At 40.6% G+C, this 23,878-nt stretch carries 18 protein-coding genes; all 18 read right to left on the bottom strand.

Going from position 1 to position 23,878, the window contains the following annotated elements; translation table 11 throughout:
• Window positions 1–206: 206 nt before the first annotated feature.
• Window positions 207–4,526 (bottom strand): S8 family serine peptidase, encoded by a 4,320-nt coding sequence (locus ACTJJD_RS05350; protein WP_440608163.1) that lies wholly within the window; start codon window positions 4,524–4,526, stop codon window positions 207–209.
• Between the two features lie 301 nt (window positions 4,527–4,827).
• A complete protein-coding gene (gene ftsZ / locus ACTJJD_RS05345) occupies window positions 4,828–5,973 on the bottom strand; it encodes a cell division protein FtsZ (protein WP_007499752.1) in 1,146 nt (381 codons plus the stop codon).
• A 33-nt stretch (window positions 5,974–6,006) separates the two neighbouring features.
• A complete protein-coding gene (gene ftsA / locus ACTJJD_RS05340; RefSeq protein WP_007499754.1) occupies window positions 6,007–7,329 on the bottom strand; it encodes a cell division protein FtsA in 1,323 nt (440 codons plus the stop codon).
• A 159-nt stretch (window positions 7,330–7,488) separates the two neighbouring features.
• A complete protein-coding gene (locus ACTJJD_RS05335; RefSeq protein ID WP_003210988.1) occupies window positions 7,489–7,857 on the bottom strand; it encodes a small basic family protein in 369 nt (122 codons plus the stop codon).
• Window positions 7,857–8,582 (bottom strand): DUF881 domain-containing protein, encoded by a 726-nt coding sequence (locus ACTJJD_RS05330; RefSeq protein WP_007499758.1) that lies wholly within the window; start codon window positions 8,580–8,582, stop codon window positions 7,857–7,859. The genes ACTJJD_RS05335 and ACTJJD_RS05330 overlap by 1 nt, the downstream gene beginning before the upstream one ends.
• A 20-nt stretch (window positions 8,583–8,602) precedes the next feature.
• Window positions 8,603–9,292, bottom strand: coding sequence for a DUF881 domain-containing protein (locus ACTJJD_RS05325; protein WP_007499760.1), 690 nt, complete (start codon window positions 9,290–9,292; stop codon window positions 8,603–8,605).
• Window positions 9,289–10,068, bottom strand: coding sequence for a cell division protein FtsQ/DivIB (locus ACTJJD_RS05320; RefSeq protein WP_440608162.1), 780 nt, complete (start codon window positions 10,066–10,068; stop codon window positions 9,289–9,291). The genes ACTJJD_RS05325 and ACTJJD_RS05320 overlap by 4 nt, the downstream gene beginning before the upstream one ends.
• A gap of 136 nt (window positions 10,069–10,204) precedes the next feature.
• Window positions 10,205–11,116 (bottom strand): UDP-N-acetylmuramate dehydrogenase, encoded by a 912-nt coding sequence (murB, locus tag ACTJJD_RS05315; protein WP_024720310.1) that lies wholly within the window; start codon window positions 11,114–11,116, stop codon window positions 10,205–10,207.
• A gap of 30 nt (window positions 11,117–11,146) precedes the next feature.
• The gene (gene murG, locus ACTJJD_RS05310; protein ID WP_045034239.1) at window positions 11,147–12,241 is read right to left on the bottom strand and encodes an undecaprenyldiphospho-muramoylpentapeptide beta-N-acetylglucosaminyltransferase; all 1,095 of its coding nucleotides are present in this window, start codon (window positions 12,239–12,241) and stop codon (window positions 11,147–11,149) included.
• Between the two features lie 198 nt (window positions 12,242–12,439).
• Complete coding sequence (gene spoVE, locus ACTJJD_RS05305; protein WP_039166797.1) at window positions 12,440–13,540, bottom strand: stage V sporulation protein E; 1,101 nt, start codon at window positions 13,538–13,540, stop codon at window positions 12,440–12,442.
• Window positions 13,541–13,599: 59 nt separating this feature from the next.
• Entirely contained in the window at window positions 13,600–14,946 is a 1,347-nt protein-coding gene (gene murD / locus ACTJJD_RS05300) for a UDP-N-acetylmuramoyl-L-alanine--D-glutamate ligase (protein WP_440608242.1), read from the bottom strand.
• 9 nt (window positions 14,947–14,955) lie between these two features.
• Entirely contained in the window at window positions 14,956–15,930 is a 975-nt protein-coding gene (gene mraY, locus ACTJJD_RS05295) for a phospho-N-acetylmuramoyl-pentapeptide-transferase (protein WP_007499771.1), read from the bottom strand.
• Window positions 15,931–16,066: 136 nt separating this feature from the next.
• Window positions 16,067–17,542, bottom strand: a complete 1,476-nt coding sequence (locus tag ACTJJD_RS05290) for a UDP-N-acetylmuramoyl-L-alanyl-D-glutamate--2,6-diaminopimelate ligase (protein WP_440608161.1) — start codon at window positions 17,540–17,542, stop codon at window positions 16,067–16,069.
• Window positions 17,543–17,753: 211 nt separating this feature from the next.
• Window positions 17,754–19,673 (bottom strand): stage V sporulation protein D, encoded by a 1,920-nt coding sequence (locus tag ACTJJD_RS05285; protein ID WP_440608160.1) that lies wholly within the window; start codon window positions 19,671–19,673, stop codon window positions 17,754–17,756.
• 125 nt (window positions 19,674–19,798) lie between these two features.
• A complete protein-coding gene (locus tag ACTJJD_RS05280; protein WP_440608241.1) occupies window positions 19,799–21,949 on the bottom strand; it encodes a penicillin-binding protein in 2,151 nt (716 codons plus the stop codon).
• A 7-nt stretch (window positions 21,950–21,956) separates the two neighbouring features.
• Window positions 21,957–22,304, bottom strand: a complete 348-nt coding sequence (ftsL, locus tag ACTJJD_RS05275) for a cell division protein FtsL (RefSeq protein ID WP_025207292.1) — start codon at window positions 22,302–22,304, stop codon at window positions 21,957–21,959.
• A 36-nt stretch (window positions 22,305–22,340) separates the two neighbouring features.
• Complete coding sequence (gene rsmH, locus ACTJJD_RS05270) at window positions 22,341–23,273, bottom strand: 16S rRNA (cytosine(1402)-N(4))-methyltransferase RsmH (protein ID WP_007499781.1); 933 nt, start codon at window positions 23,271–23,273, stop codon at window positions 22,341–22,343.
• Between the two features lie 66 nt (window positions 23,274–23,339).
• Window positions 23,340–23,771 (bottom strand): division/cell wall cluster transcriptional repressor MraZ, encoded by a 432-nt coding sequence (gene mraZ, locus ACTJJD_RS05265; RefSeq protein ID WP_003211163.1) that lies wholly within the window; start codon window positions 23,769–23,771, stop codon window positions 23,340–23,342.
• Window positions 23,772–23,878 lie beyond the last annotated feature (107 nt).

The raw sequence follows: 23,878 nt of genomic DNA, 5'->3' as shown, positions 1-23,878 counted from the left end.
TGCACTTGTTTGTACCAGTATAAAACAGTCATCGGATGGAAGTCTGTCAATTCTTGTAGGGGATGATAGAGAACTTTTGGTGGATTGTTATCGTTTTTGTCGACGTATGAGACAGAAAGAACATCCGAATGATTTGTTGGACAAGTGTCTCCTCTATCCATTGCACAAAAAAAGACACGCTCCGAAGAGTCGTGTCTTTTTCGCTGTCATTCTTTCTCATTGATGGTGAGTGTTCCTTCTGCCTTCTGTCTTGTGACATTTCCATAATCATCTTTGACAATGACTTCAATCACTGCACCTTTTGCTTTTGCAATAGATGTCGCCGTCCAGTAGCCTTCATACGTTCCCGGTGCTACTTCACGAATCGGCAGTTCGGTTGTGTTTTGAAGTTTTGATCTAGCATTTGTCAGCGGCATATGAAGAACAAAGGTGGCATCTAGCTTTTCCCTGCTTTTAAATGAAATCTTAACCGATTCACCTGATGATAGATTCATATTATCTTTTGGCGTTAATTCAGAAATGACAGGTGCACCATATTGAACATCGATGTCGACCTTTTTAGTCGTTTTGTTTCCAGCTGCATCTTTTGCTGTCACTTTGATTGTATTTTTCCCGTTCTCAAGCAGCACCCTTGCAGAATATGCCCCATCCTTTACAGTCGCTTTTTTTCCATTGACTGTGACTTGATCTAGATAATCATCCGCTACTTTCCCTTCCACCGTGAGTGATTCTCTATTAGACTTGTCGCCTTTTTTCGGTGTATCAATGGTCAACGTCGGTGCTGTTTGATCGATGATCACCTTGACTGGCTTGGAATGTTTTGTTGAGCCTTTATCCGTTACAGTCGCCGCCGTGAAGACATGCTCTCCACTTGGAACAGATACATTTTCTTTGAAAGTACCCGACTCATCTGATTTGACGTTGGCCACCTCTTCATCATTCTGATAAATGGCCACATCGAGACCCGGAGAGGCTGTGCCTTCAATCGTCAATTCACCTTGATTTGTAATGGTTCCTTCCTTTGGAGAAGTGATTTCTGGTACATCTGCTTCATAGTTTACGAGCGCACGAATCATATAATTCCCCTCTTCTTTCGGAGAAGGAGAAAAAGCACCGCTCGTCAGCTGCCAGCTTCTTTCAGCATTAGGGCCATCTTCATCTGTGGCAAGTCCCGGCGATTCGGTATTCTTTTTCGTTTGAATATAAACAAGATAGAAATCTCCATCCACTGTAATGGCTTGATCTTCTAAATCTACTTTTGTCCATTCACCATTACGCAGCGCATTTGCTTTTAAAGGTCCTGCGATTTTCTCACCTGGTGCGCCACCCTTCCCAGAAGCATCATATACTTCAACAGCAAATTCATCGCCTCCAGGAGCTGGCCATTCTGATGTCCAAAACCGGAAAAGACCACCTGTGACTTGTGCTTGTTTCTTTCCTTTTTCTAATGAAAACTTCACAGCCCAGCCATTGCCAGGATCGTAGAAAGCCCGCGCATTTTCAGCCGTGCCATCATCGTAGCCAATCTCTCCCGGAAAGCCGATAAAAGGCTCAAGTTTCACTGACTTTTCAAGTGGCTTTTCCGTCACATCCGCTGTAAACGTATAGCCCTTAAACCCCTTTGCAAAAATTTTGACTGTATAGACACCGCTTAATGCCTCTAGAGAAAATTCACCGGATTCATCTGTTTTCACCGGCTCAATTTTTGCGTCCTCCACAAGATAAACAGTTGCATTCTTCACCTTTTCACCAGTTGTTTCATTGACGACCGTGCCGGAGATCGTTCGTTTCTCTAGCGGCTGTAAGGAGAAATTCGCTTCTGCTGTTTCTTTTGATGCCACTTTGACTTTTTGGGACCGTGATTCAAAGCCGTAAGCTTCCGCTTTCACTGTCCATTCTCCTGCTCCTTGAGACAGCTGATATTTCCCTGTCGCTTCATCGGTGGAAGTTGATTTTCCGCTTTCTAGAACACTGATTTGTGCTTTCATTGGAAGAGCTTGAATAGACGGAGCATCATGACTGTTTTGCTTTTGAATGTGTACATGTTTATTTTTTACTTTAGCAGGCTTTGCCTTTTTTGGATCAACTGATTTCTTATTCTGGCTTGTGGATTTTTCTTTTTTGATCACACCTAGCTGGTTCTTAGCTTGTTGAGACAAAGCCTCATCTGTGATTTTCACATCATCTAAATAAAAGCCATCTTTTGTGACACTGCCATCTGTTCTTATCTGAAACAGGACTCTCACTTTTTGACCTTTATAAGCAGATAAATCAACCTCGCCTGCTGTCCACGCATTTGTTTTCCCCGTATAAGCTGTCACTTGAACGGCGTCTTCCCCCTCTGGCTGTACATAGACATGCACATAATCATAATTGGCTTCGAGATCATGCCAGTATTGATATTGCAGGTAGGAAGAACCTGAATCTGGTACAGCAATGAGCGGCATAGACAAATTGGCGTCCGTTTTATTTTCATAAGGACTGTCTAAATTGGTGGCATAGACATGTTCCCCGCTAAATGCTTGTTTTGGACCTGTGGACGGTTTTCCCCACTGCCACGGATCTTTTGTTCCACCACTGAACCATCCACTTGGCCATGCTTCAAAATCTTGTGAGTAGCCAGTGGTGATGGATGTTTTAATTGGAAGTGTATAAGAATCTGATGCCGCTTCATTTTCTCTAAAATCTTTCACAATCCATCGGTACGTCACGTTTTCCCCCTCAAGTTCAGGGAGCTGCACCGTATAGGTTCCTTTCAAATGATTTCCATCCGTGCGGTTGGCTTGCAATGTCTCCCATTCACCTTGATCTACTCGGTAAGTCAAAGAAACATTTGCCACTGCTATCCCATCTTCTGCAGTGATGGTCAATGGGGTTGGCGTTGCAGCAAAAATTTCATTCGGACCTTTATGTGAAAAAACAGGTGGTTCTGTATCTTCTCCCTCTTTTGTCACCTGACCTTCAATCGTACCGATGCCATTGGTTAAAGCCATAATCGCCTCTCTTGCATCAACTAACCCTGCCCCATAGCCGTTGTTAGGGGATTCAGGAAATTGCTGATCTGTCAGTGGTTTCGCTGTCTCAATGAGAATTTGCTGAATTTCATCAACAGAAAGGTCTGATTGCACTTGGCGAAGAAGAAGAACAACAGCTGAGACATGCGGACCTGCCATCGATGTACCATTCCACCCATCCTCATATCCTTTTCCCGGGATCGAAGAACGAATGTTTACTCCCGGAGCAGCAATATCTGGTTTCATTACGCCATATGGAGATGGACCCTGAAGGGAGAAAGACCCTAACTTGTTGTCATGATCTGTTGCGCCTGTAGCAAAGGCTTCCTGATAGTTAGCGGGATTTGCAATCGAACCCGCGCCGCCTGGATTGAATAAATCGGTATTACCGGCTGAAAATTCTGGAAAGATGTCTGCTGCTCTCCAAGCATTCACTACATCTTTATACCAATCATCAAGACCTGGCCCACCGCCCCACGAATTATTCACAACATCAGGTGCCTTTTCTGGGTGAGGGTTTCCGTTTTGATCTTTCGGTGCTAAAATCCACTCACCGGCATCTAACAGATCAGCATCTGTACCGCCATCTTCTGAAAAAGCTTTCACTGCAATCCATTCTGCTCCCGGTGCGACCCCAATTTGATTCTTTCCATCTGGCTCAGAACCAACCATTGTGCCTGTCACATGGGTCCCATGCTCCAAGTCATCATAAGGGACTTCAGAGCCTGCCGTAGCATCATACCAATTCAGTTCATGAGATGGTTCGTTCGGACGAGCAGGATCAAACCCGCGGTATTTTTCTTTTAGCGCAGGATGATCCCATTCGACACCTGTATCAATACTTGCCACAACGGTTCCGGTCCCGTCATAGCCTAAATCCCACGCTTCTGGTGCATGCACCTGAGCAATATTCCATTCGACTCCATCTACTGCTTTGATTTGTTTGTTTGGCTTAGCATGCTTCAAATCAACAGGACGATGAAGTTGACGAGTTTCATTCGGCAGCACTTGAGCTACTTCTGGAAAAGAAGCAACCTTTTCCATCACTTCTTTTGTTGCCGTCACAGCTAGACCATTCACAATATAGTAGGAATGAATATCTTTCACTTGCTTATTCTTTTTTTCCTTTTGTAAATACGCTAGGAGCGCTTGCTGCGTTTCATCAGATGTTGCTCTCAGCTCAGATACAACGGCTGATCTTTTTGTGTACTGCGTTTTAGCCGCAGTTAATTTTTGTTTTTTTGCTTTTGATACAGCTTCTTTTGCTACTTTTTGTACATTCGTTTGTTCCTTCATTTTGACTAAGAAGGTCACCTTATCTTCCTTTTGAAACTGCTTCTTTAATCTCGAAGAAATCTTGGCTTTTGTTGTCTTAGAGGAAACGGCTTCCTCCTGATATGAGGTAGAAGTCGATTTTGCTTGAACCATCCCAAAGCTTGTCATCGTTAAAGTACCTATCACCAAAAGACTCATGAAACGATAGACGGCGGTTTTGCGAAACTTCACTTTCAATAAAATCCCTCCTCCTCAAATGGTCAAACAGTGTGTATCCTGGCCCTCCCCCTTCTTTTTGATCATGACAAGTTTCATGGTGTTCTCATTAATGTAGTCAAATAAAGTTCAACATTTTGTCGTTTTTTGTAAAGGGAATTAAAAATGATTCTTTTGACTTAAAAGGCTCAAACCAAAACACATACGATAGTTCCAAATAACACGTCGGAAACAAGACTTTTATATCAATCAGGCTCAGGATCTTCTCACCATGCAGACATAAAAAAACCCCTTCCAAAGGAAGGGGATGAATCGTGCTTGCTTATCGTTTGTTGCGGTTACGTAAGAACGTTGGGATATCCAATGTATCATCACTTGACTGTGTATTTTGTCTTGGTTGTGATGATGTTTGCTGATGTTCCTCACGTTTTACTTCACGCTTTTGTGGAATGGATTGATTTTGCTTTAATCCTTGTCCTAATGGATTTCTTTGAGGTTTTGTCACTTCCGGCTCTTGCTCAATAAAACCGGTTGCGATGACTGTGACCACAATTTCATCCTTCAAGTTATCATTAATGACAGATCCAAAGATCATGTTGACATCTTCATCAGAGGCTGATGCAACAATATCCGCTGCTTCTTGTACCTCATAAAGACTAAGGTTCGTACCACCAGTAATATTCATGATAACACCTTGTGCTCCATCAATCGCTGTTTCAAGAAGTGGTGAAGAAATGGCTTTTTTCGCTGCTTCAGCAGCACGGTTTTCGCCTGTTGCGACACCAATTCCCATAAGAGCTGAACCTTTGTTAGACATGATCGTTTTCACGTCAGCAAAGTCAAGGTTAATTAAACCTGGTGTTGCAATGAGATCTGAGATCCCTTGAACACCTTGTCTTAACACGTTATCTGCTGCACGGAATGCTTCAAGCATTGGCGTGTTTTTATCGACAATTTCAAGCAGGCGATCGTTTGGAATCACGATTAACGTATCAACTGCTTCTTTCATAGAAGCAATCCCTTCAACTGCTTGAAGCTGACGCTTTCTTCCTTCAAATGTGAAAGGACGAGTCACAACTCCAACTGTCAAGGCTCCAGAATCTTTTGCGATTTTCGCAATGACAGGTGCAGCACCCGTACCAGTTCCACCGCCCATACCTGCTGTCACAAAGACCATGTCAGCGCCTTTTAGGACTTCTTCAATTTGTTCTTTGCTTTCTTCAGCAGCTTTTTTACCGACTTCAGGATTCGCACCTGCTCCAAGCCCTCTTGTCAGCTTAGCACCGATTTGCATTTTTGTTTCTGCTTTTGATAAGTTTAACGCCTGTGCATCTGTATTCACTGCAATAAAATCGACACCCTGTACGTCATTTTCAATCATTCGGTTGACAGCGTTATTTCCGCCGCCACCTACACCGATTACTTTAATTGATGCTAGGCCGTCTATATTTGTTTCAAACTCCAACATGCTGAATCCTCCTAATCCGTCGAAAATCTAGTTCTATTCCCAGAACATATTAAATAGTTTTTTCATTTTGCCCGGTTTTTTATTTGTCTCTTGTTGCGCTTTTTGTTTCACTTTCGGTCTTGGCTGAGCTTCTTTTACTTGTGGTGTAGAAGAAACCGGCTCCATGGACGCGCCTACTTCATGAAATGCTTCATCCGGCATTTGGAATCCAACCTGTCTGCCCTGAATCTTTGCATTGCGATAAGCAAAATGGATCAGGCCCACTCCTGTCATATATTGAGGTTCCCTGACCCCAATATAATTAGGACTTGCGATTCTTACATTGTTTTGTAAGACCGTTTGTGCCAGAGAAAGGATACCTGGTATAGCTGCCTGTCCACCTGTTAGAACGAATCCGCCAGGCAAATCATGGACACCCATATTGCGTAATTCCTCTGCCACAAAAAGCAGAATCTCTTCCAATCGCGCTTCGATGATATTGGCTGCTTCAAGTTGTGTATACGTCTGTTTTTGGTCCGTACCGATGACGGAAACTTCAAATGTCTCCTCAGACGATGCCTCATCATAGAATGCATGCCCAAATTGCTTTTTGATTCGTTCAGCTTCTTCAGTGGAAGTTCTAAGTCCTATAGACAAATCTTTTGTAATGTTCTCTCCGCCCAATGGGATACTGTGAGTAGAATAGAGATGCCCGTTTTCAAATACGGATATCGTAGTAGAGCCGCCGCCAATATCGACAAGAGCTACCCCTAGATTTTTTTCATCTTTCGATAACGCCGCTGAACCCGATGCGAGTGGCTGCAAGCAAATATCCATAATTTCAATACCAGCCCGCTCTACACATCGGAGCCAGTTATGTAGAATCGTTTTAGAACCTGTGATTAACGATCCATCCACTTCTAGCCGTACACCTAGCATTTTTTTCGGATCTGTGATCTCATCTCTTCCGTCGACGATAAATTGTCTCGGAATTACGTCTACTACGAGATGTTCTTGCGGAATAGATACTACCTGTGCAGCATCCAAGACACGTCTCACATCTTCAGCATGTATTTCTTTATTTTCACTAGACACTGCGACCACGCCGCTCGTATTTTGAATATGAATGTGGTTTCCGTTAATTCCGACTATCGCCTTTTGTAAAGGAAAACCTACCATTCTCTCAGCCTGTTCAAATGCTTGTCTAATAGAATGAACTGTTTCATCTATATCAACAATCGATCCTTTTTTTAACCCCTCTGAAGGGACATTTCCAACACCTATAATGTTAAGCGAATCATCCGCCATTTCTCCGACGATGACTTTTATATTGGATGTACCGATGTCAAGGCTGACGTAAATTTCATTGTTGTTCATTCTATGGCACCTCCTCACATATCAATACTTTCTATTCTATTATTTGCTGAACAACAATACAATGAATGTGTTTTTACAAGTGTGTAACAAAACTTAAAAAATCAACATTTTTTATTAGGATTACTGAAAATATTCGTTACATCATATGTATATCCTTTTTTATGACTCACTTTTTTTCTTTTTTTCTCTAGAAATTGTCCATTTTGTTAGTAGAATTCTTCGAATAACGGCGATATTTTGAAACAATCTAACACCGAATGCAAACATTCCGACTAAATACAAGTCTACACCAAGATGGACGCCCAGAAAAGCTAAACTTATTGCGAGTATAATATTAAAGAAGAAACCTGATACAAACACTAGTTCATCGTATGCCCCTTGCAGATGTGCTCTGATTCCACCAATCAATGTATCAAGCGCAGCAAGTACAGCGAGGGAAAGATAGTTAGAATACTCATTCGGTATCGTAAAATTCGTTAAGAAACCGATCGCAACTCCTATGATTAAACCAAGTACAGGAAGCCACATTAAGATTTTCCCTCCTTTACATCGTCAAGAGGCTTCAATTCATTTAATTGAATTGTACCGTCGAATGCTTTTAAATGAATTTTTTTCTTCGGCGGTCTAATACTCAAACTGAAATTTTCCTGAGCAAACAAATCACCAATATCTGATACATTTAAACGGCTGTATAATTTATCGGCCTGCTCGCTGACCATCTTAATCGTGACTGTATCACCGTCTATGCTGTAACCATCCATTTTCGTCGTACCATTAATATCTCGAATAACACTGGTGTTAATCACCCGGTGTTCATTAATGGAAATATGTTTTGCCCCAAACATATTGGCTTCGTTGATTAGTTTTTTTAGAAGATCAGGTGGTATATTTTTGACTTCTTCTCCGGTAAGTTCCTTAGAAAAAAGCTGAGTAATTTCTATTTCAACTCCTTCACCCGTTACCTCTGTAAAACCAGCCTTTTCTTTCAAATCCTTCAACGTTTTTGTTAATTGTGCTTCTTTTGATTGATCTTCTTGGTTGCCATACTTTTTTAGCATTTCATCATATTTATCAATTTCTTTCAATAAATCCAGTTCTTTACTTTTAGATGCAGATAAATCCTCTCTTAATTCCCAAACGTCTCGAGTATCGCGAACTTTAGGCTTTTGTAGAGAGTTAAACTGGATGGAGACCATGATGCCAAATATGACCATCAGGACTGTCAAACTAAGTAATGGCTTCTTTTTCCTCAACACCACTCACCTTTTCACATTTAATCTTTGTTTCTTAGAAGAGGATTCATACGAATATCCTTCTTTTCAATCGTCATGGAAATATGATCACTTGTCAGCTGATCAACCACCCCGCCTGCAATGTTTAATGCAGGAATTAAAACAGCTGGATCTCCAATAGCAGAAATGACAAATGGTGCTGGATGTTGAACACCATCAACCGTGACGACTGGACCGTTACAATGTATGTATGATTGGTGTGTGATTCTTTGTCCGTTTATAGCTACAGCAGATGCCCCTGATATAAATAGTTCGTTTATCACATGGAAAATGTGGCTCTCATGCACAATGTAATTATTGACATTTTGTCCACTCGGGATATAAGATGCATCTTCAAGAGATACTTTTACCCCTTTCCCTTTCACACCTATTTCTCCTGTAAACATTCTGTATTTCTCAACATCTTCCAAAACATTAAAATACTGCTCTTTTTCATTTTTCAAACCAAACTCTGTTTCTTGGACTTTTGATTGAAGACGATAAAGTTCTTTTTCAAGTTTTTGATTCGCCTTTTCTTGCTTTGTTAGCTGACTTTTCAAAGAATATTCTTTTTTCCATTGTTCTGTTCGATTGACATCTGCTCGATGCTGCTTCGTATATTGGTAAGAAAAAGAAATCAGAAATCCAAGAACAAGCATTACAATTGAGAATATGACGGTTTTGCCTCTCAACGTTCATCTTCCTTTTTCTTAGATTTAAAAGCTTCAAAATATGTGGCTACTTCCATATGAATCGTACCTTTCTCAGAGGACGAAAGCTCTTTGACAATGGCAGGGTACGTCGTCATTTTATCTGCGAATGTTTTAATTGATGCAATAACGGTGTTTCCATCATTCATATAAAATTTAACGAGCCACTGATTGGAGCTAGTCGGTACGTAATATATTTCTGAGATTAGTTCCTGAATAGAAGCCGGCAGTCGATTCAGAGCTTTCACTGTTTGCTTCAATTTCTCTTTATTGTCCCAATCGACAAAAATAGGTCCTGCGTGACTTGGCGTTACTTCATCTGGCAAAGCCGTCCCGTTTTCAAGAAGCTCATAATAAAAATGTCCCTTTTGCAGATACGCAATATTTGCATACTCTTTGACAGCAATACTGACCTTATTAGGGAAATGTTTTTTGATACTGACACTTTTAATCAATTTATTTTGCTTTATATGGTCTGCTGTTATATCTTTATTTAAATTCCAAAACTCTGTCTCGCCTTCTTTAATTTGCGAAAGTTTAACGAGCTGTTTTGTTGGTACATGTTCATTACCGGTAATGGTTAAAGAAGAAATTTTACTGATTGGTGTTTGCAAATAGACAATAATTAAAACCATGATAAAAAACAGCAAAATAAAAGAGATTAATCTCCGGTTCGCTTTCTGCTTCCTTTGTTCTTTAATTTTAGGGATTCGCTCTTCTATATTGACGATCTTTTCATTTTCATGATCAGGCCGCATATATACTCTTCACCTCATTCAAAGCTGCTTGTCCGCACCTTTGGATCATTCTTTATCTCATATTGATTAGAAAACAAACGGCATGAAAAAATGCCGTTTGTTTTCCTGTGATACCATCATTCATAAGTAGTAGCCTTTAATTTGCTTCACCAATAATTTCTACTTCTGTATGCATCTCTACATTGTAGTCATCTTTGATTTTCTTTTGAATGTACTGAATTAAGTCGAGCACATCTTGAGCCTTCGCCCCACCAGCATTGACAATAAAGTTTCCGTGCATATCAGAAATTCTAGCGCCGCCAATCTGATATCCTTTTAAATTCGCCTTTTCTACAAGCTGTCCTGCATATTCAGGTAATGGATTTCGGAAAATACTGCCGGCGCATGGTTTATTATACGGTTGTGTTTCCTTGCGATAATCTTTATTTTGCTGCATTTTCTTTGTGATTTTCTCACGTTCGTCCTGTTTAAGCTTGAACACTGCTTCGAGAACAATTCCAGGGCGTTCCTTTTGAAGCACAGAAGTTCGATAGCTAAAATTCATTTGCTCATTAGTTAACCACTCGATCGTTCCATCTTCAAATAAGACTCTCGCTTTCACAAGAATCTTGCTAATGTCAGATCCATGTGCCCCTGCGTTCATATAAACAGCGCCACCAATAGATCCTGGAATACCAGCTGCGAATTCCAATCCTGACAGCCCCTGCTTACTAAGAGACGTCGCGAGTCTTACAACTGAATAGCCTCCACCAACTGTAATTTCTTCATCATTGACAGTTAAGTGATCAAGCCCAGCGCCCAGCTTTAAAACGACCCCGCGAATTCCTTTATCAAGGACAAGTAAATTGGATCCTCTCCCAATGACTGTCCATTGAGTATCATGTTTTTTCACCTGATCCATAATTGTTTTGACAGCATCGATATCTTTAGGGATGACTAATAGATCAGCCGGTCCGCCTATCTTCATTGTCGTATGATTTGCAAGCGGTTCATTTTCAAGTACTTTACCAACTTGCGCTTCTAATAATTCATTCTTCAAGTTCTCCATATTACCCTCCGCCTTACCTCATATCATTCATCATGAAGTCGTAATTTCTTTTAACACATTATATAAACGTGTGGCCGCATCTGGTACTCCGAGTTCTTTTGTTAAACGGCTCATTTGATGTAGTTTCTCGTCATTACCAGCAATTTCATCAATTGCATGAAGCAAGCGATCTCCAGAAAGCTCTGATTCTCTTAAAACGATCGCAGCATCATGTTTTTCAAGTGATCTAGCGTTAATTTCTTGATGATTTGCGGTCACGTATGGACTTGGAATGAAGATGGTCGGAATTCCAAGTGCCGTCACTTCAGCAATCGTTGTGGCTCCCGCTCTTGCAACAATGACATCAATTGATTTTAAATACTCCGGCATTTGATGCAAGAAAGGCTTTGTGATCATATTTGGTGCTTCACCTTTTTCTTTTAATTCGTTCAGCACTTTTTCATAATGAACATCACCTGTAATATATAAAAGCTGATAGTTCTTTGCCTTTAATTCATCTTGCATGTCAATCACTGCTCGATTGATTGGAGCTGCACCTCTGCTCCCGCCAAAAATGAGAACCGTTTTTTTCTTCTCATCCAGCCCAAACTCTTTAAGAGATTTTCCCTCTTTAATAGAGACGACTTCAGAGGCTCTTGGGTTTCCCGTAAAAACAACCTTTTCTGAAGGAAAGTGTTCCTTTGCTTCTTCAAAACAGATGGCTACTTTATTCACATACCGTGCCAGAAACTTATTTGTGATGCCTGGCAGGCTATTTTGTTCGTGAATGATCGTCGGGATTTTTAGCTTAGACGCAGCATAAACAACTGGACCACACACATAACCACCTGTTCCAATAACAGCATCCGGCTTAAATTCTTTTAAATAAGATTTACTTTTTTGGACGCCCTTTAGAAACCTCATCACTGTTTTTACATTATCAAAGGAAAGCTTTCTTTTAAAACCTGAAATTTCAATTGATTTAAAAGGGATATTTTCTCTTTCTACAATTTTCTTTTCAAGCCCATTCTCAGTGCCAATATATAAAAATTCCACATCAGGATGCAGTCTTTTCACTTCTTTAATAAAAGCTAGAGCAGGATAAATATGCCCGCCTGTTCCGCCTCCACTAATAACTATACGCATTATACCATTTCCCCTCAATTTTTTTCTGCTCTGAACAAAGTATAAACCCTGTTTTAAACAACAGGGCTCCGTCAAAACCTGTAAAGAAGAGTCAATCATCATGTTTTCGAAACAAAAACTGCCATTTTCACTCTTCAAATCATTTTTTCATACTTTTGAAAAATAAAAGTCTATATGGTTTCATGAACTATCAGCACATTAATATCTAGCATACCTGCTTACATTCAAAAGTACGCCAATTGCCATCAGCATTAATGTCAGTGATGAACCGCCATAACTTATGAATGGGAGTGTGATGCCCGTCACAGGGATGAGACCAGTGACAACTGCGATATTAATCATTACTTGAATGGCAACCATTGAGATGATGCCCACTGCCAAGAAACTTCCATATAAATCTGGTGCCCCGAGGGCTATTCTAATGCCTCTCCACAATAGAACACTAAAGAGCAGCAAAATGAGTGATCCACCTATAAATCCAAGTTCTTCAGACAATATAGCAAAGATAAAGTCTGTTTGAGGCTCAGGCAAATAGAAGAATTTTTGTCTACTTTGACCTAACCCCATTCCAAACAGGCCGCCTGGACCGACAGCGTATAACGATTGAATAATTTGAAACCCGCTGCCAAGTGGATCCTCCCAAGGATTTAAATAAGATGTAATTCGTTTTATTCGATAGGGTGCTGATAAGACAAGTGCGGCAAATCCGCTAAGCCCTAAAAGACCGAGAAAGATAAAGTGAGCGATTCTCGCACCTGAAACAAATATCATAATAATACAAGTTCCAACCATAACCGTTCCTGTACCTAGGTCCGGCTGCAGCATAATGATGGCAAATGCAGAAAACACAATGCCTAGTGCTGGGGCGAAACCTTTACGAAAGGATGTGATATTCTTTTGCTTTTCAGATAAGAATTTTGCAAGAAACGCAATCATCGCAAGCTTCATAAATTCAGAGGGCTGAATACTAAACGCACCGACACCAATCCAGCTTCTTGAACCATTTCTCTCCATACCGATTCCAGGAATCAAGACAAGCACGAGAAGGAGAAAACACACTGCAATCAGTATCTTTGACCAAGTCCGCCACGTCCAATAATCGACCCGCATAATGAAAAACATTGCGATAACTCCGATTCCGGCAAACAAAAGCTGTCTTTTTGCAAAATAAAACGAATCATCAAATTTATACGATGCCCACACAGCACTTGCGCTGTACACCATAATTAAACCAATCGTCAATAAAAGTAACGTAATGACAACAAGCAAAAAATCCGGAGAAGTTTTCTTATTCGTCAAGAGACCGACACCCCAAGCATAATTTCATTTGGGCTGTCAGTCATATGAGAGACAAGCCCTTATTTAAGCATATGCACGGCGTTTACAAACATGTCTCCACGTTCTTCAAATGTTTTATGCTGATCCCAGCTTGCACAAGCTGGAGACAATAAAATCACGTCTTCTTCTTCAGATATGCTAAACGCCGCAGGTACTGCTTGTTCAACATTATCGACATGTTTTACGTGATGTATTCCCAGCTCTTCACCAAGCTTCACAAACTTAGGCGCAGTCTCACCAAATGTAATCATTCCTTTTACATTCTTCATAAAAGGTTTTAATTCATCAAATTCATTGCCACGATCCAGTCCACCTGCTAGTAAAATGGTCGGCTGCTTGAAGGCAGACAAAGCTTTACTTGTTGCCAGTATATTGGTCGCTTTACTGTCATTATAAAATTTTCTATTTTGAATCGTCTCCACAAATTGCAAACGATGCTTCACTCCACTAAATGTAGTAAGAACTTGCGCAATCGCTTCGTTTGAGCAGCCTGCATTTTTTACAACACAAATAGCTGCTAGAATATTTTCTTGGTTATGCTCACCAGGAAGAACAACATCCTTGAGGTCAATGACATGTTCATTCATATAGTAAATGGCACCATCTTTAATAAACGCTCCATGTGCTACCGGCTCTTTAACTGAGAAAAACACTTTTTGCGCTTTCGAATCTTCTGCTAGTTTGACAACAGAAGGATCATCTAGGTTAACCACAGCTATGTCATCTTCTTGTTGATGTGCATACACTTTCTGTTTTGCTTTTTCGTATTCTTCACGCGTGTGATGATAGTCTAAATGTGCGTCAAAAATATTTAATATTAAGCTGATTTTAGGTCTGAATTCAACGGTTCCCATTAACTGAAATGAAGAGAGCTCAGTTACGATCCATTCATCGCCCGCTGCACGCGCGGCAACTTCACTTGCGACCGTTCCGATATTACCTGCTACCAATGTTTTTTGGCTGTCTTTTTTCAACATTTCATAAATCAAAGTGGTCGTGGTCGTTTTTCCATTTGATCCGGTAATCCCAATAAAAGGAGACGAGGTCAAATGATACGCCAATTCTATTTCAGTCCAAACTGGAATTTTTCGGCGAAGCGCCTCTTGAACCATCACATTCTCATAAGGAATTCCAGGGTTCTTAATTAAAATCGTAATTTCTTTATCGTCGAACATACGAAGAGGATGACTGCCACAAATGACATCAATCCCCTTTTCAGAAAGTAGCTGAGCAGGCTCGTTTTCTTCAAAAGCTTTTTGGTCATTGACCGTCACGTTTATTCCGTGCTCGTGAAGAATTGTGGCTGCCGCATATCCGCTTTTTGCAAGGCCTAGTACTAGTACATGTTCGTCTTTTAACATTTGCATCCTATTCAATTATAACCACACCTCGATGTAAATTCCTAAAACAGCAAGCAATAAACCAGCTGTCCAGAAGGTGACAACTACTCTCCACTCAGACCAGCCAACTAACTCATAGTGGTGGTGAAGCGGGCTCATCTTAAAGATTCTTTTTCCAGTTGTTTTAAAGGAGATGACTTGAAGGATAACGGATAACGTTTCAACAACAAATACTCCTCCAATAATGACGAGTAAAATCTCAAGTTTCGTTAAAATGGCAATGGCCACGATGGCACCGCCTAAAGCAAGCGATCCCGTATCACCCATAAATACTTTTGCAGGATGCGCATTAAAGACAAGGAACCCAAGGACAGCCCCTGCTACTGCTACCGAAAAGATCGCCACATCATACTGAGATTGATTCCAAGCCAATATAGCAAAAGCTCCGAATGCAATAGCAGCTGTTCCAGATAATAAACCATCAAGTCCATCTGTAAGGTTTACCGCATTAGAACCACCGACAAGCATGAAAACGACGAGGATAAAGTATGCCCATCCTAAGTCAAAGCTGACATCTGTTCCTGGAATGCGAATAGTCGTTGCAAACTCATAATAATGGAAGACTGCATAGAAAATCACAGCAATCACAATTTGCCCGATCAGTTTTTGTTTTGATGTTAAGCCAAGATTTCGTTTCATCGCTACTTTAATATAATCATCTAAAAATCCTAATAATCCGTAGCCAAGGGTGACAAATAACAATAAAAACATTTCTGGACTAATCTCAGAGAATTTGTTAATCATCACGATCGTTGTAATTGTAATAGAAAAGATAATCATAATTCCACCCATTGTTGGGGTACCAGATTTCTTTTGGTGAGACTGAGGTCCTTCTTCTCTAATACTTTGACCAAATTTAAGCCTTCTTAAAAACGGAATAAAAATCGGGGATAAAAGAACACTGATTAAAAATCCCATTATGATTGTAAACAATATCACCTGTTCAAGCATTGTTCTTTACTCCTTCCGAATTTCCAAAGCCGTTTTCCATTAGAAAATAGCATTCATTATTATGATATTCATTCGTGTCTTTCGTATGTTGTTTTTGTACAAAATGCTTCATTTCATTACACTCTTTTCATCATTTTTAAGATTTGTTTAGATCTAAAATAGCGTCGGCTGCCACCTTGGCATCATCAAAGTCATAGACTTGATCACCAATGATTTGGTACGTCTCATGGCCTTTTCCAGCTATTAAGACTGTATCGCCCTTTTTTGCATTAGCAATGGCAAAAAAGATGGCCTGTTTCCGGTTCACAAAGCTGTGATAATAGGCGTTTGGCACGCCATTTTCCATGTCTTTCAAAATGGCTGATGGATCTTCACTTCTTGGATTATCTGATGTAAAAACAGGCTCATCTGCATATTTCACAGCGATTTGGGCCATTTGAGGGCGCTTGGTTTTATCACGGTCGCCCCCGCAGCCAACTACACAATAAATTCTACCTTCTGTTAATTCTCTGCACGTAGTCAGTACATTTTCTAAACTGTCAGGTGTGTGCGCATAATCAACGATGACTGGGAAGTCTTGATCAAAATTCACAAGTTCGAATCTTCCTTTGACTCCCTCAAGTTCTTCAATGGCACTAACGATCGTTTCAAACGTTAAGCCTGATACAATTCCTACTGATACAGCTGCTAGAATGTTGTACACATTGAATTTCCCAACAAGGGCAACCGTCACATTTTTTGTGCCGATTGGGGTGATCAAATCAAATTGTGTTCCCTTTGGTTTGATTTGAATGTTCTTTGCCATTACATCTGATTCTTGCTCTAAGCCATACGTCATAATTTCAGCAGCTGTGACTTTTTCAAAATAACTAGACGCTTCATCATCTGCATTTAAAATGGCATGCTTTGGCTTATCGTGCTGAAAGGCACTTCCGAGCTGAGAAAAGAGCAAGCTTTTTGCATGTTTATATTCTTCCATTGTGTTGTGGTAGTCCAGATGATCTTGGGTAAGATTTGTAAAGACGGCAATATCATAATCACATCCATGAACACGCCCAAGATGCAAAGCATGTGATGATACTTCCATAATGGCCGTATCTACGTCTTGATCAAGCATCTGCTTAAAGGTCTTCTGAAGGGTGACACTCTCAGGTGTTGTGTTTTTCACTTCGAGAATTTCATCGTTTACCTTCATATACATCGTACCGATTAAACCTGTTTTTTTATCGGCTTTTCTCATCATTTGCTCAATCATGTGTGTTGTGGACGTTTTCCCGTTCGTTCCTGTAATACCAATTAGATTGAGTTGATGAGTTGGCTGTTCGTAAAAAGCATCTGCTATTCTTGCAAGTGCTCTTTGAGAGTGTTTTACAATAATGACTGGTACATCTGTTATGTGAAGTGGGTGTTCTGCTACAATCGCTGCAGCCCCGCTTTTCACTGCTTTTTCAGCGTAATCATGTCCATCTACTGTATAGCCTTTTATACAGACAAAAAGACTCCCTTTTTTCACTTCTCTTGAATCCATTTCAATGGAAGTAATCTCCGGATTTTCGTTTATCAGTTCATTGTTTTCACTTTTAAAGTATGTAAGGAGTTCTTGTAATTTCATTTCATATCAAACCTCTCAAATTCGTTCACGTGCATGTCTTGTGAAAAAAACACACAGTCTATATTTTATCGTAAAAAAAAGGATACATCCAGCGTATTCCTTAAGTTTCTCTTGGAAAAAGCACACTTTATGCTCTTTTTTTAAAGCGACCCTTCTCTTTCAACAAAAAGAGGCAGCCGAATGAGTGCGGCTACCCTCTGTTCATTCTTTATTATTCATCATTTAAGTATAATCGGATCGTGGAACCTTCTTTGACCTTTGCGCCGGCAGCAGGCGATTGCTTCACCACTTTACTGCCAGTTCCTGAAGCATCAATCTTTAAATTAATCAGGAGTGATTCAAGGTCAGAAACAGATCCTCCTACAAGATTCGGTACCTCAATGGTTTTTGTGTCCAGCCATTGATACTTCTTTTCAATTTGTCCTTTTCTTTTTTTCACGCCCATTTCAGGCAGACTGTCTCGCATAATATGGCCCACAATAGGTGCGGCTACTGTCCCACCAAATTGAATCGTGCCTTTTGGGTTATCTACTGCTACATATACAACAATGCTTGGATCATCCGCAGGTGCAAACCCGATAAATGACACAATGTGGTTATTTTCCATGTACTTTCCGTCTTTTACTTTCTGTGCTGTTCCTGTTTTTCCGCCCACCCGATATCCTTCAACGAATGCATTCCGACCAGTTCCTTGAGCGACTACACTTTCAAGGGCATACCTGATTTCTTTAGACGTCTCCGCTGAAATGACTTTCTTCTTGGCAATTGGTGATTGCTTTTTCACCACCTCTTTTGTAATTGGATCGATCCATTCTTTTGCAATATACGGCGTGTAAAGCGTTCCTCCATTTACTGCGGCTGCCACTGCAGCTACTTGTTGAATCGGCGTAACAGATACACCTTGACCAAAGGCTGTTGTTGCCTGTTCTACAGGACCAACACGATCAAGCGGGAACAAAATTCCTCTACCTTCTCCTTGAAGGTCGATTCCTGTCTTTTGACCAAAGCCGAAATTTTTAATATAAGAAAATAGTTTATCTTTTCCAAGACGGTCGCCTAGCTCGACGAAACCTGGGTTACAAGAGTTTTGTACCACTTCTAGAAACGACTGTGATCCATGTCCTCCCTTTTTCCAGCATCTGAGCCTTGCGCCATCCACTGTCACAGATCCGCTGTCAAAAAAATGATCACGTTTTAAATTCACTTTATTTTCTTCCAAGGCAGCTGCCAGTGTAATGATTTTAAACGTCGATCCTGGCTCATATGTGCTCCACACCGGTAAGTTTCGGTTAAATACTTTTGAATCAACTGATTGATAGTCAGCCGGATCAAAGTCAGGTCTACTCGACATTCCCAGCACCTCACCATTTTTCGGATTCATGGCAATGGCAATCATGCCATCTGGGTTATATTTTGCCTGAGCATTGTCTAGTTCTCGTTCGATGATGGTTTGCACTTTTGAATCAACTGTTAATTTCATATCAAGCCCATCTTTAGGCGGTGTATAATCATCTGCTTCATCTGGCATTTTCTGCCCTTTTGCATCAGAATAAAATTTCACAGAGCCTTTTTCACCTTTTAGGTCATCATCATAGTACGCTTCTAGCCCAAGTAAGCCCTGATTATCAATTCCAGCAAAACCTAATACATGAGATAAGAAACTTCCAAACGGGTAATGTCTGATGCTGTCCTCTGCTACATAGACTCCATCTAAATCAAGCTCTCTGACATCTTTTGCTTTTTCATGAGATACTTTTCTCCCCTCTGGAGAAATCCGCTCTATAGACGTTTTCTTGGTGACATGCTTGTACGCTTTCTCCTCAGACATATTCAGTACTGCAGCTAATTTTTTGCTTGTTTCTGCTGGGTCTTTCACCTGCCGCGGCACGACTAAAATAGAGGGAGCACTTTTGTTCGTCGCAAGCTCCACCCCATTTCGATCCAAAATATCTCCTCGTTCTGGTTCAAATGGAAGGTTACGGCTCCATGAATCTTTCGCTAAACTTGTCAGCTTCTCGCCCATAATAAACTGCACATATCCTAATCTAGTATCTATGATGAAAAAAATGATCACCCCAAACAGCAGCACGAAAAGCAATCTTTTTCTCACTGTTACACTTGACACTCGCACGCCCGGTTCACTCCTTACATATGGCTTGTTTTCATCATATGCAGGCTCGTCTTTTTATAGAACGATCTCGTCCATCGCTCAAGCAAAAGAAAAAAACCTAGCAAATGATTTGCTAGGTTTTCAAGTTAATTTGGACTTTTGAAGGTCACTGTGACGACTTTATCTGAAATCTCCGCTCCACTTTTCACGCTTTGTTTGACAGCATATCCCTGTCCATTTGTTTCAATATGCACACCTGAAATAGACGCATATTGAAGAACTTCCCTTCTGGACCAGCCTGTCATATCAGGCATTTTAATGGTTTTCCCTGCTGTTTTCAAAAAGACTTTCTGGCTTTCAGAGAATTCAGAGCCCGCATTTGGCCATTGGCGTTTAATGGATAGACCGTCACCAATGACAACAGGTGATAACTTTTTGTTTTTTGCTTCTGTTTCTGCCTGTTTCACTTCTAAATCTAGGAATGACGGCATTGTTTCTTGTTTTATTTTCTGTTTGCCAGATTTTTTATCGTCTGTTTTTGTTGGTGCGATATTTAAATAGAGCAAACTATTTTTCATCACAGGGTTAAAGATTTCTGAAACAGGGGCAGAGCCCGTTTGTGTTTCAGATAGCTGAGGCTGTTGGACAGCCACATAAACGAGCAGCTTCGGATCATCTTTTGGTGCCATTCCCATAAATGAAAAGACATAATCGTTTCTCCCTTGAAGGTAGCCGCCAGCACCGCCAATTTGTCCTGTACCCGTTTTCCCAGCGACATCAAAACCTTTGATTTGATATGGCTGTCCTGTGCCAATTTTTGAGGAAACGACCTCACCTAAAATGTCACGGACTTGCTTCGCTGTATCAGAAGAAATTGGTTTTCCTGCTACTGTTGGTTCGTGCTGTAAAATTGTTTTGTTTGTGTTCGGATCTGTAATATGATCGATTACATATGGCTTCATCATCGTTCCACCGTTTGCAATGGCTGTCGCCGCTTCAATTTGCTGAATTGGGGTAATCGCGGACGCCTGACCATAAGCAGTCGATGCTTTGTCATATTCGTATCTGAAATTGATTTTACTAGACGCTTCGTTCGGCAAGTCTATGCCTGTTTTGTCATAGAAATGGAATTTTTGCAAGTATTGTTCGTAGCGTGTGAAACCTAATTTTTCTTTTGCCAATTTCGCAAAAGCTACGTTTGAAGAACGTAGAACACCTTCATGAAAATCAATTTTTCCCCAGCCATTTCCGTTGTTATGGTCTCTTACAAGACCGCCGCCTACTTTATAAGTACCAGACTGATACTTGTCACTGCCTTGGTACACTCCTTCTTGGATAGCAGCAGCAAGTGTGAAAATTTTCATCGTCGAACCTGGTTCAAATGCGTAAGAAATGACATCGTTGTTATAATTCGTAATGTCGAGTTCATTTAAATTAAAGCTTGGCCGCTGTCCCATTGCAAGAACTCTTCCAGTTTTCGGATCAACGACTGTCGCAATGATTTTCTTCGGCTTATATTTTTTAGCGACCTGCGTCATACTTTCTTCAAGAAATGCTTGAATTTTTTGGTCGATGGTCAATGTGACGTTTTTCCCGTCTTTCGGGGCAACGATGTCTTCTTTACTATTCGGAAGTGCCCATCCGCTTCTGTCGCTGTTATACGTTACATAGCCATCTTTTTCTTTTAAATATTTATTCAGAGCCTTTTCTAGACCCATTGCGCCTGACATGTCCTTGGTGGCTTCATCTAATCTAGCATAACCGATTAAGTTCGAAGCAAACATGCCGTTTGGATAATACCTCTTTGTATCTTTTTCAAAGGCGATCCCAGGAAGTTTTAGCTTTTCAATTTTTTCCTTAGTTGAAAAACTAATATCCTTTCCGGCTTTACCAAACTCGACTTGGAACGCATCTTTTGTATTCAGACGCTTTAAAATTTCACTCTCACTCATATCAATGACCTTTGACAGCTCTTTTGCTGTCTTTTCTTTGTCAATGACATGCATCGGATGCTTTGGATCGACCGTCATTTTCTTGCTCATGATCGCAATCAGCTTATACACAGATGTATCTTCTGCAATCACATTTCCGTTTCTGTCTAAAATGGACCCTCTTTTGGCTTCAAGTGTTTTTTTCGATTGATATTGTTCATTGGCTTTTGCAGCTAACACTTGTCCATCGACGGTTCCCGTAATCTGAATATAAATAAAACGTGCAAGGATGATAAAGAAAAACAGGGCGAAGCAAATACTCGCAATTGCCGCGCCTCTGTTCATCATTTTATTCTTTTTAGGCATCGCCATGTTAATCGACCTTCTTAACATCTTTCGACATGCTTAAGCCTGCTTTTTTAGCGGCTTCAATGATTCTCTCTGGTTCACTTAGTAAATCTTTTTGCTTTTGCAGTTCAGTGATCTTTTTCGATTCTAAAGACACTTGCTGTTCTAGCTTCTGCACTTCGATATTTGCGTGATAAACAGCAAAGGCTTTAGAAATGATGAGGATCGAGCTGCACATGAGAGCCATGACAAACATGACAAGTAAGATTTTTTCACCAAGTGTAATAGAACCTCTTCTTCTAATCACAACCGATTGACCTTGTTGCTCGGTTTGATGTTGCTTTACTTCTCTTTGGTAAGCCAAATTACTCATAAGAAACCTCCTTTTTATCATCATCTATGGTGTCGTTTACTTTTTTTCTGCAATTCGGAGCTTCGCTGAACGGGCACGGTTGTTATATTCCAGCTCTTGTTCTGATGCAACGATTGGTTTTCTCGTGATCAGCTTCAGTTTTGGTTCAAGTCCTTCTGGAATCACTGGTAGTCCGTGCGGAAGTTCTGGAAGAGAAGACATTTCTTTAAATGTACTTTTACAAATCCGATCTTCAAGTGAATGGAATGTAATGACAGAAATTCTCCCCTTCGGATTGAGTAACTCTATTGCTTGTTCTAGTGCTTCTTCAAATACTTTCAATTCGTCATTTACGGCAATTCGGATCGCTTGAAATACTCTTTTCGCTGGATGTCCGCCTTTTCGTCTTGCAGGTGCGGGAATTCCTTCTTTAATAATGTCGACAAGCTCACCTGTTGTTTCAATTGGCGCTTTTTTTCTGGCTTCTTCAATTTTGCGTGCGATTTGCTTGCTGAATTTTTCTTCCCCATATTTGTAGAAAATCCGAACTAGATCTTCAAATGGCCATTCATTCACCACTTGTTTTGCCGACAAAGCAGCGGTTTGATCCATTCGCATGTCAAGAGGTGCATCATGGTGATAACTAAAGCCTCTCTCTGGTGTGTCAAGCTGAGGTGATGAAACCCCAAGATCAAAAATCACACCGTCTACGCTTGTAATTCCTTGTTCATTCAGACGTTCTTTTAAATATCGGAAGTTGCTTTTTATGAAAAGAATGTTCGCTTTAACATGTGCGAGCTTCTCTCGTGCATGATCCAGTGCAGCATCGTCTTGGTCAAACCCAATCAATGTACCTTTTTCTGATAATTGAGATAGTAAATATGAGCTATGACCTGCGCCGCCTAGCGTGCAGTCCACATATGTACCGTCTTCTTTGACGTTTAAACCGTCAACTGTTTCTTTTAATAATACTGTCTCATGTTGAAACATGATGATATGGTCCCACCTTTTTCAAATAGAAATGAATGTGTAGAAAGCTTGCTGCACAAGGGATTATTATATATCAAATCCAATCATGTTTTCAGCAATTTCAGCAAAAGAATCTTCTTGCTCTTCTGTATATTGTTCCCAGATCGACTTACTCCACAACTCAATTCGATTTGAAACGCCGATGACCACACATTCTTTTTCGAGTTTTGCATATTGGAGTAGGTTGGATGCGATGTTAATGCGCCCCTGCTTGTCCAGATCACATTCAACTGCGCCGGAGAAGAAGAACCGGGTAAACGCACGTGCATCTTTTTTTGTTAGCGGCAGTGCTTTGAGTTTCTCTTCAATTAGTTTCCACTCACTCATAGGGTAGCCAAATAAACATTGATCAAGCCCTCTCGTCAGCACAAACTGTTCTCCGAGACCGTCTCTAAATTTAGCAGGGATGATCATGCGCCCTTTTGTATCAATCGTATGTTGGTATTCACCCATGAACATGATATTAGAGCCCCACTTTCTCACCCATACTCTCCACTATCCACCACTTCTCTCCACAAAACTTATTTTACACTGTTTCCACATAAAAAAAAACCCTGAACTAGTCA

Origin of the sequence: Bacillus sp. 22446, assembly GCF_052044955.1 — a bacterium.
Taxonomy (GTDB): Bacteria; Bacillota; Bacilli; order Bacillales; family Bacillaceae; genus Bacillus; species Bacillus altitudinis.
The sequence above is the reverse complement of the archived record's forward strand: the minus strand, read 5'-3'. Positions and strand labels throughout refer to the sequence as shown.

Excerpts from the sequence above, each read along its gene's own strand:
- ftsZ (WP_007499752.1), bottom strand. The coding sequence starts at position 5,973 with ATGTTGGAGTTTGAAACAAATATAGACGGCCTAGCATCAATTAAAGTA.
- ftsA (WP_007499754.1), bottom strand. The coding sequence starts at position 7,329 with ATGAACAACAATGAAATTTACGTCAGCCTTGACATCGGTACATCCAAT.
- ACTJJD_RS05335 (WP_003210988.1), bottom strand. The coding sequence starts at position 7,857 with ATGTGGCTTCCTGTACTTGGTTTAATCATAGGAGTTGCGATCGGTTTC.
- ACTJJD_RS05320 (WP_440608162.1), bottom strand. The coding sequence starts at position 10,068 with ATGCGGCCTGATCATGAAAATGAAAAGATCGTCAATATAGAAGAGCGA.
- murB (WP_024720310.1), bottom strand. The coding sequence starts at position 11,116 with ATGGAGAACTTGAAGAATGAATTATTAGAAGCGCAAGTTGGTAAAGTA.
- murG (WP_045034239.1), bottom strand. The coding sequence starts at position 12,241 with ATGCGTATAGTTATTAGTGGAGGCGGAACAGGCGGGCATATTTATCCT.
- murD (WP_440608242.1), bottom strand. The coding sequence starts at position 14,946 with ATGCAAATGTTAAAAGACGAACATGTACTAGTACTAGGCCTTGCAAAA.
- mraY (WP_007499771.1), bottom strand. The coding sequence starts at position 15,930 with ATGCTTGAACAGGTGATATTGTTTACAATCATAATGGGATTTTTAATC.
- ACTJJD_RS05290 (WP_440608161.1), bottom strand. The coding sequence starts at position 17,542 with ATGAAATTACAAGAACTCCTTACATACTTTAAAAGTGAAAACAATGAA.
- ACTJJD_RS05280 (WP_440608241.1), bottom strand. The coding sequence starts at position 21,949 with ATGCCTAAAAAGAATAAAATGATGAACAGAGGCGCGGCAATTGCGAGT.
- ftsL (WP_025207292.1), bottom strand. The coding sequence starts at position 22,304 with ATGAGTAATTTGGCTTACCAAAGAGAAGTAAAGCAACATCAAACCGAG.
- rsmH (WP_007499781.1), bottom strand. The coding sequence starts at position 23,273 with ATGTTTCAACATGAGACAGTATTATTAAAAGAAACAGTTGACGGTTTA.
- mraZ (WP_003211163.1), bottom strand. The coding sequence starts at position 23,771 with ATGTTCATGGGTGAATACCAACATACGATTGATACAAAAGGGCGCATG.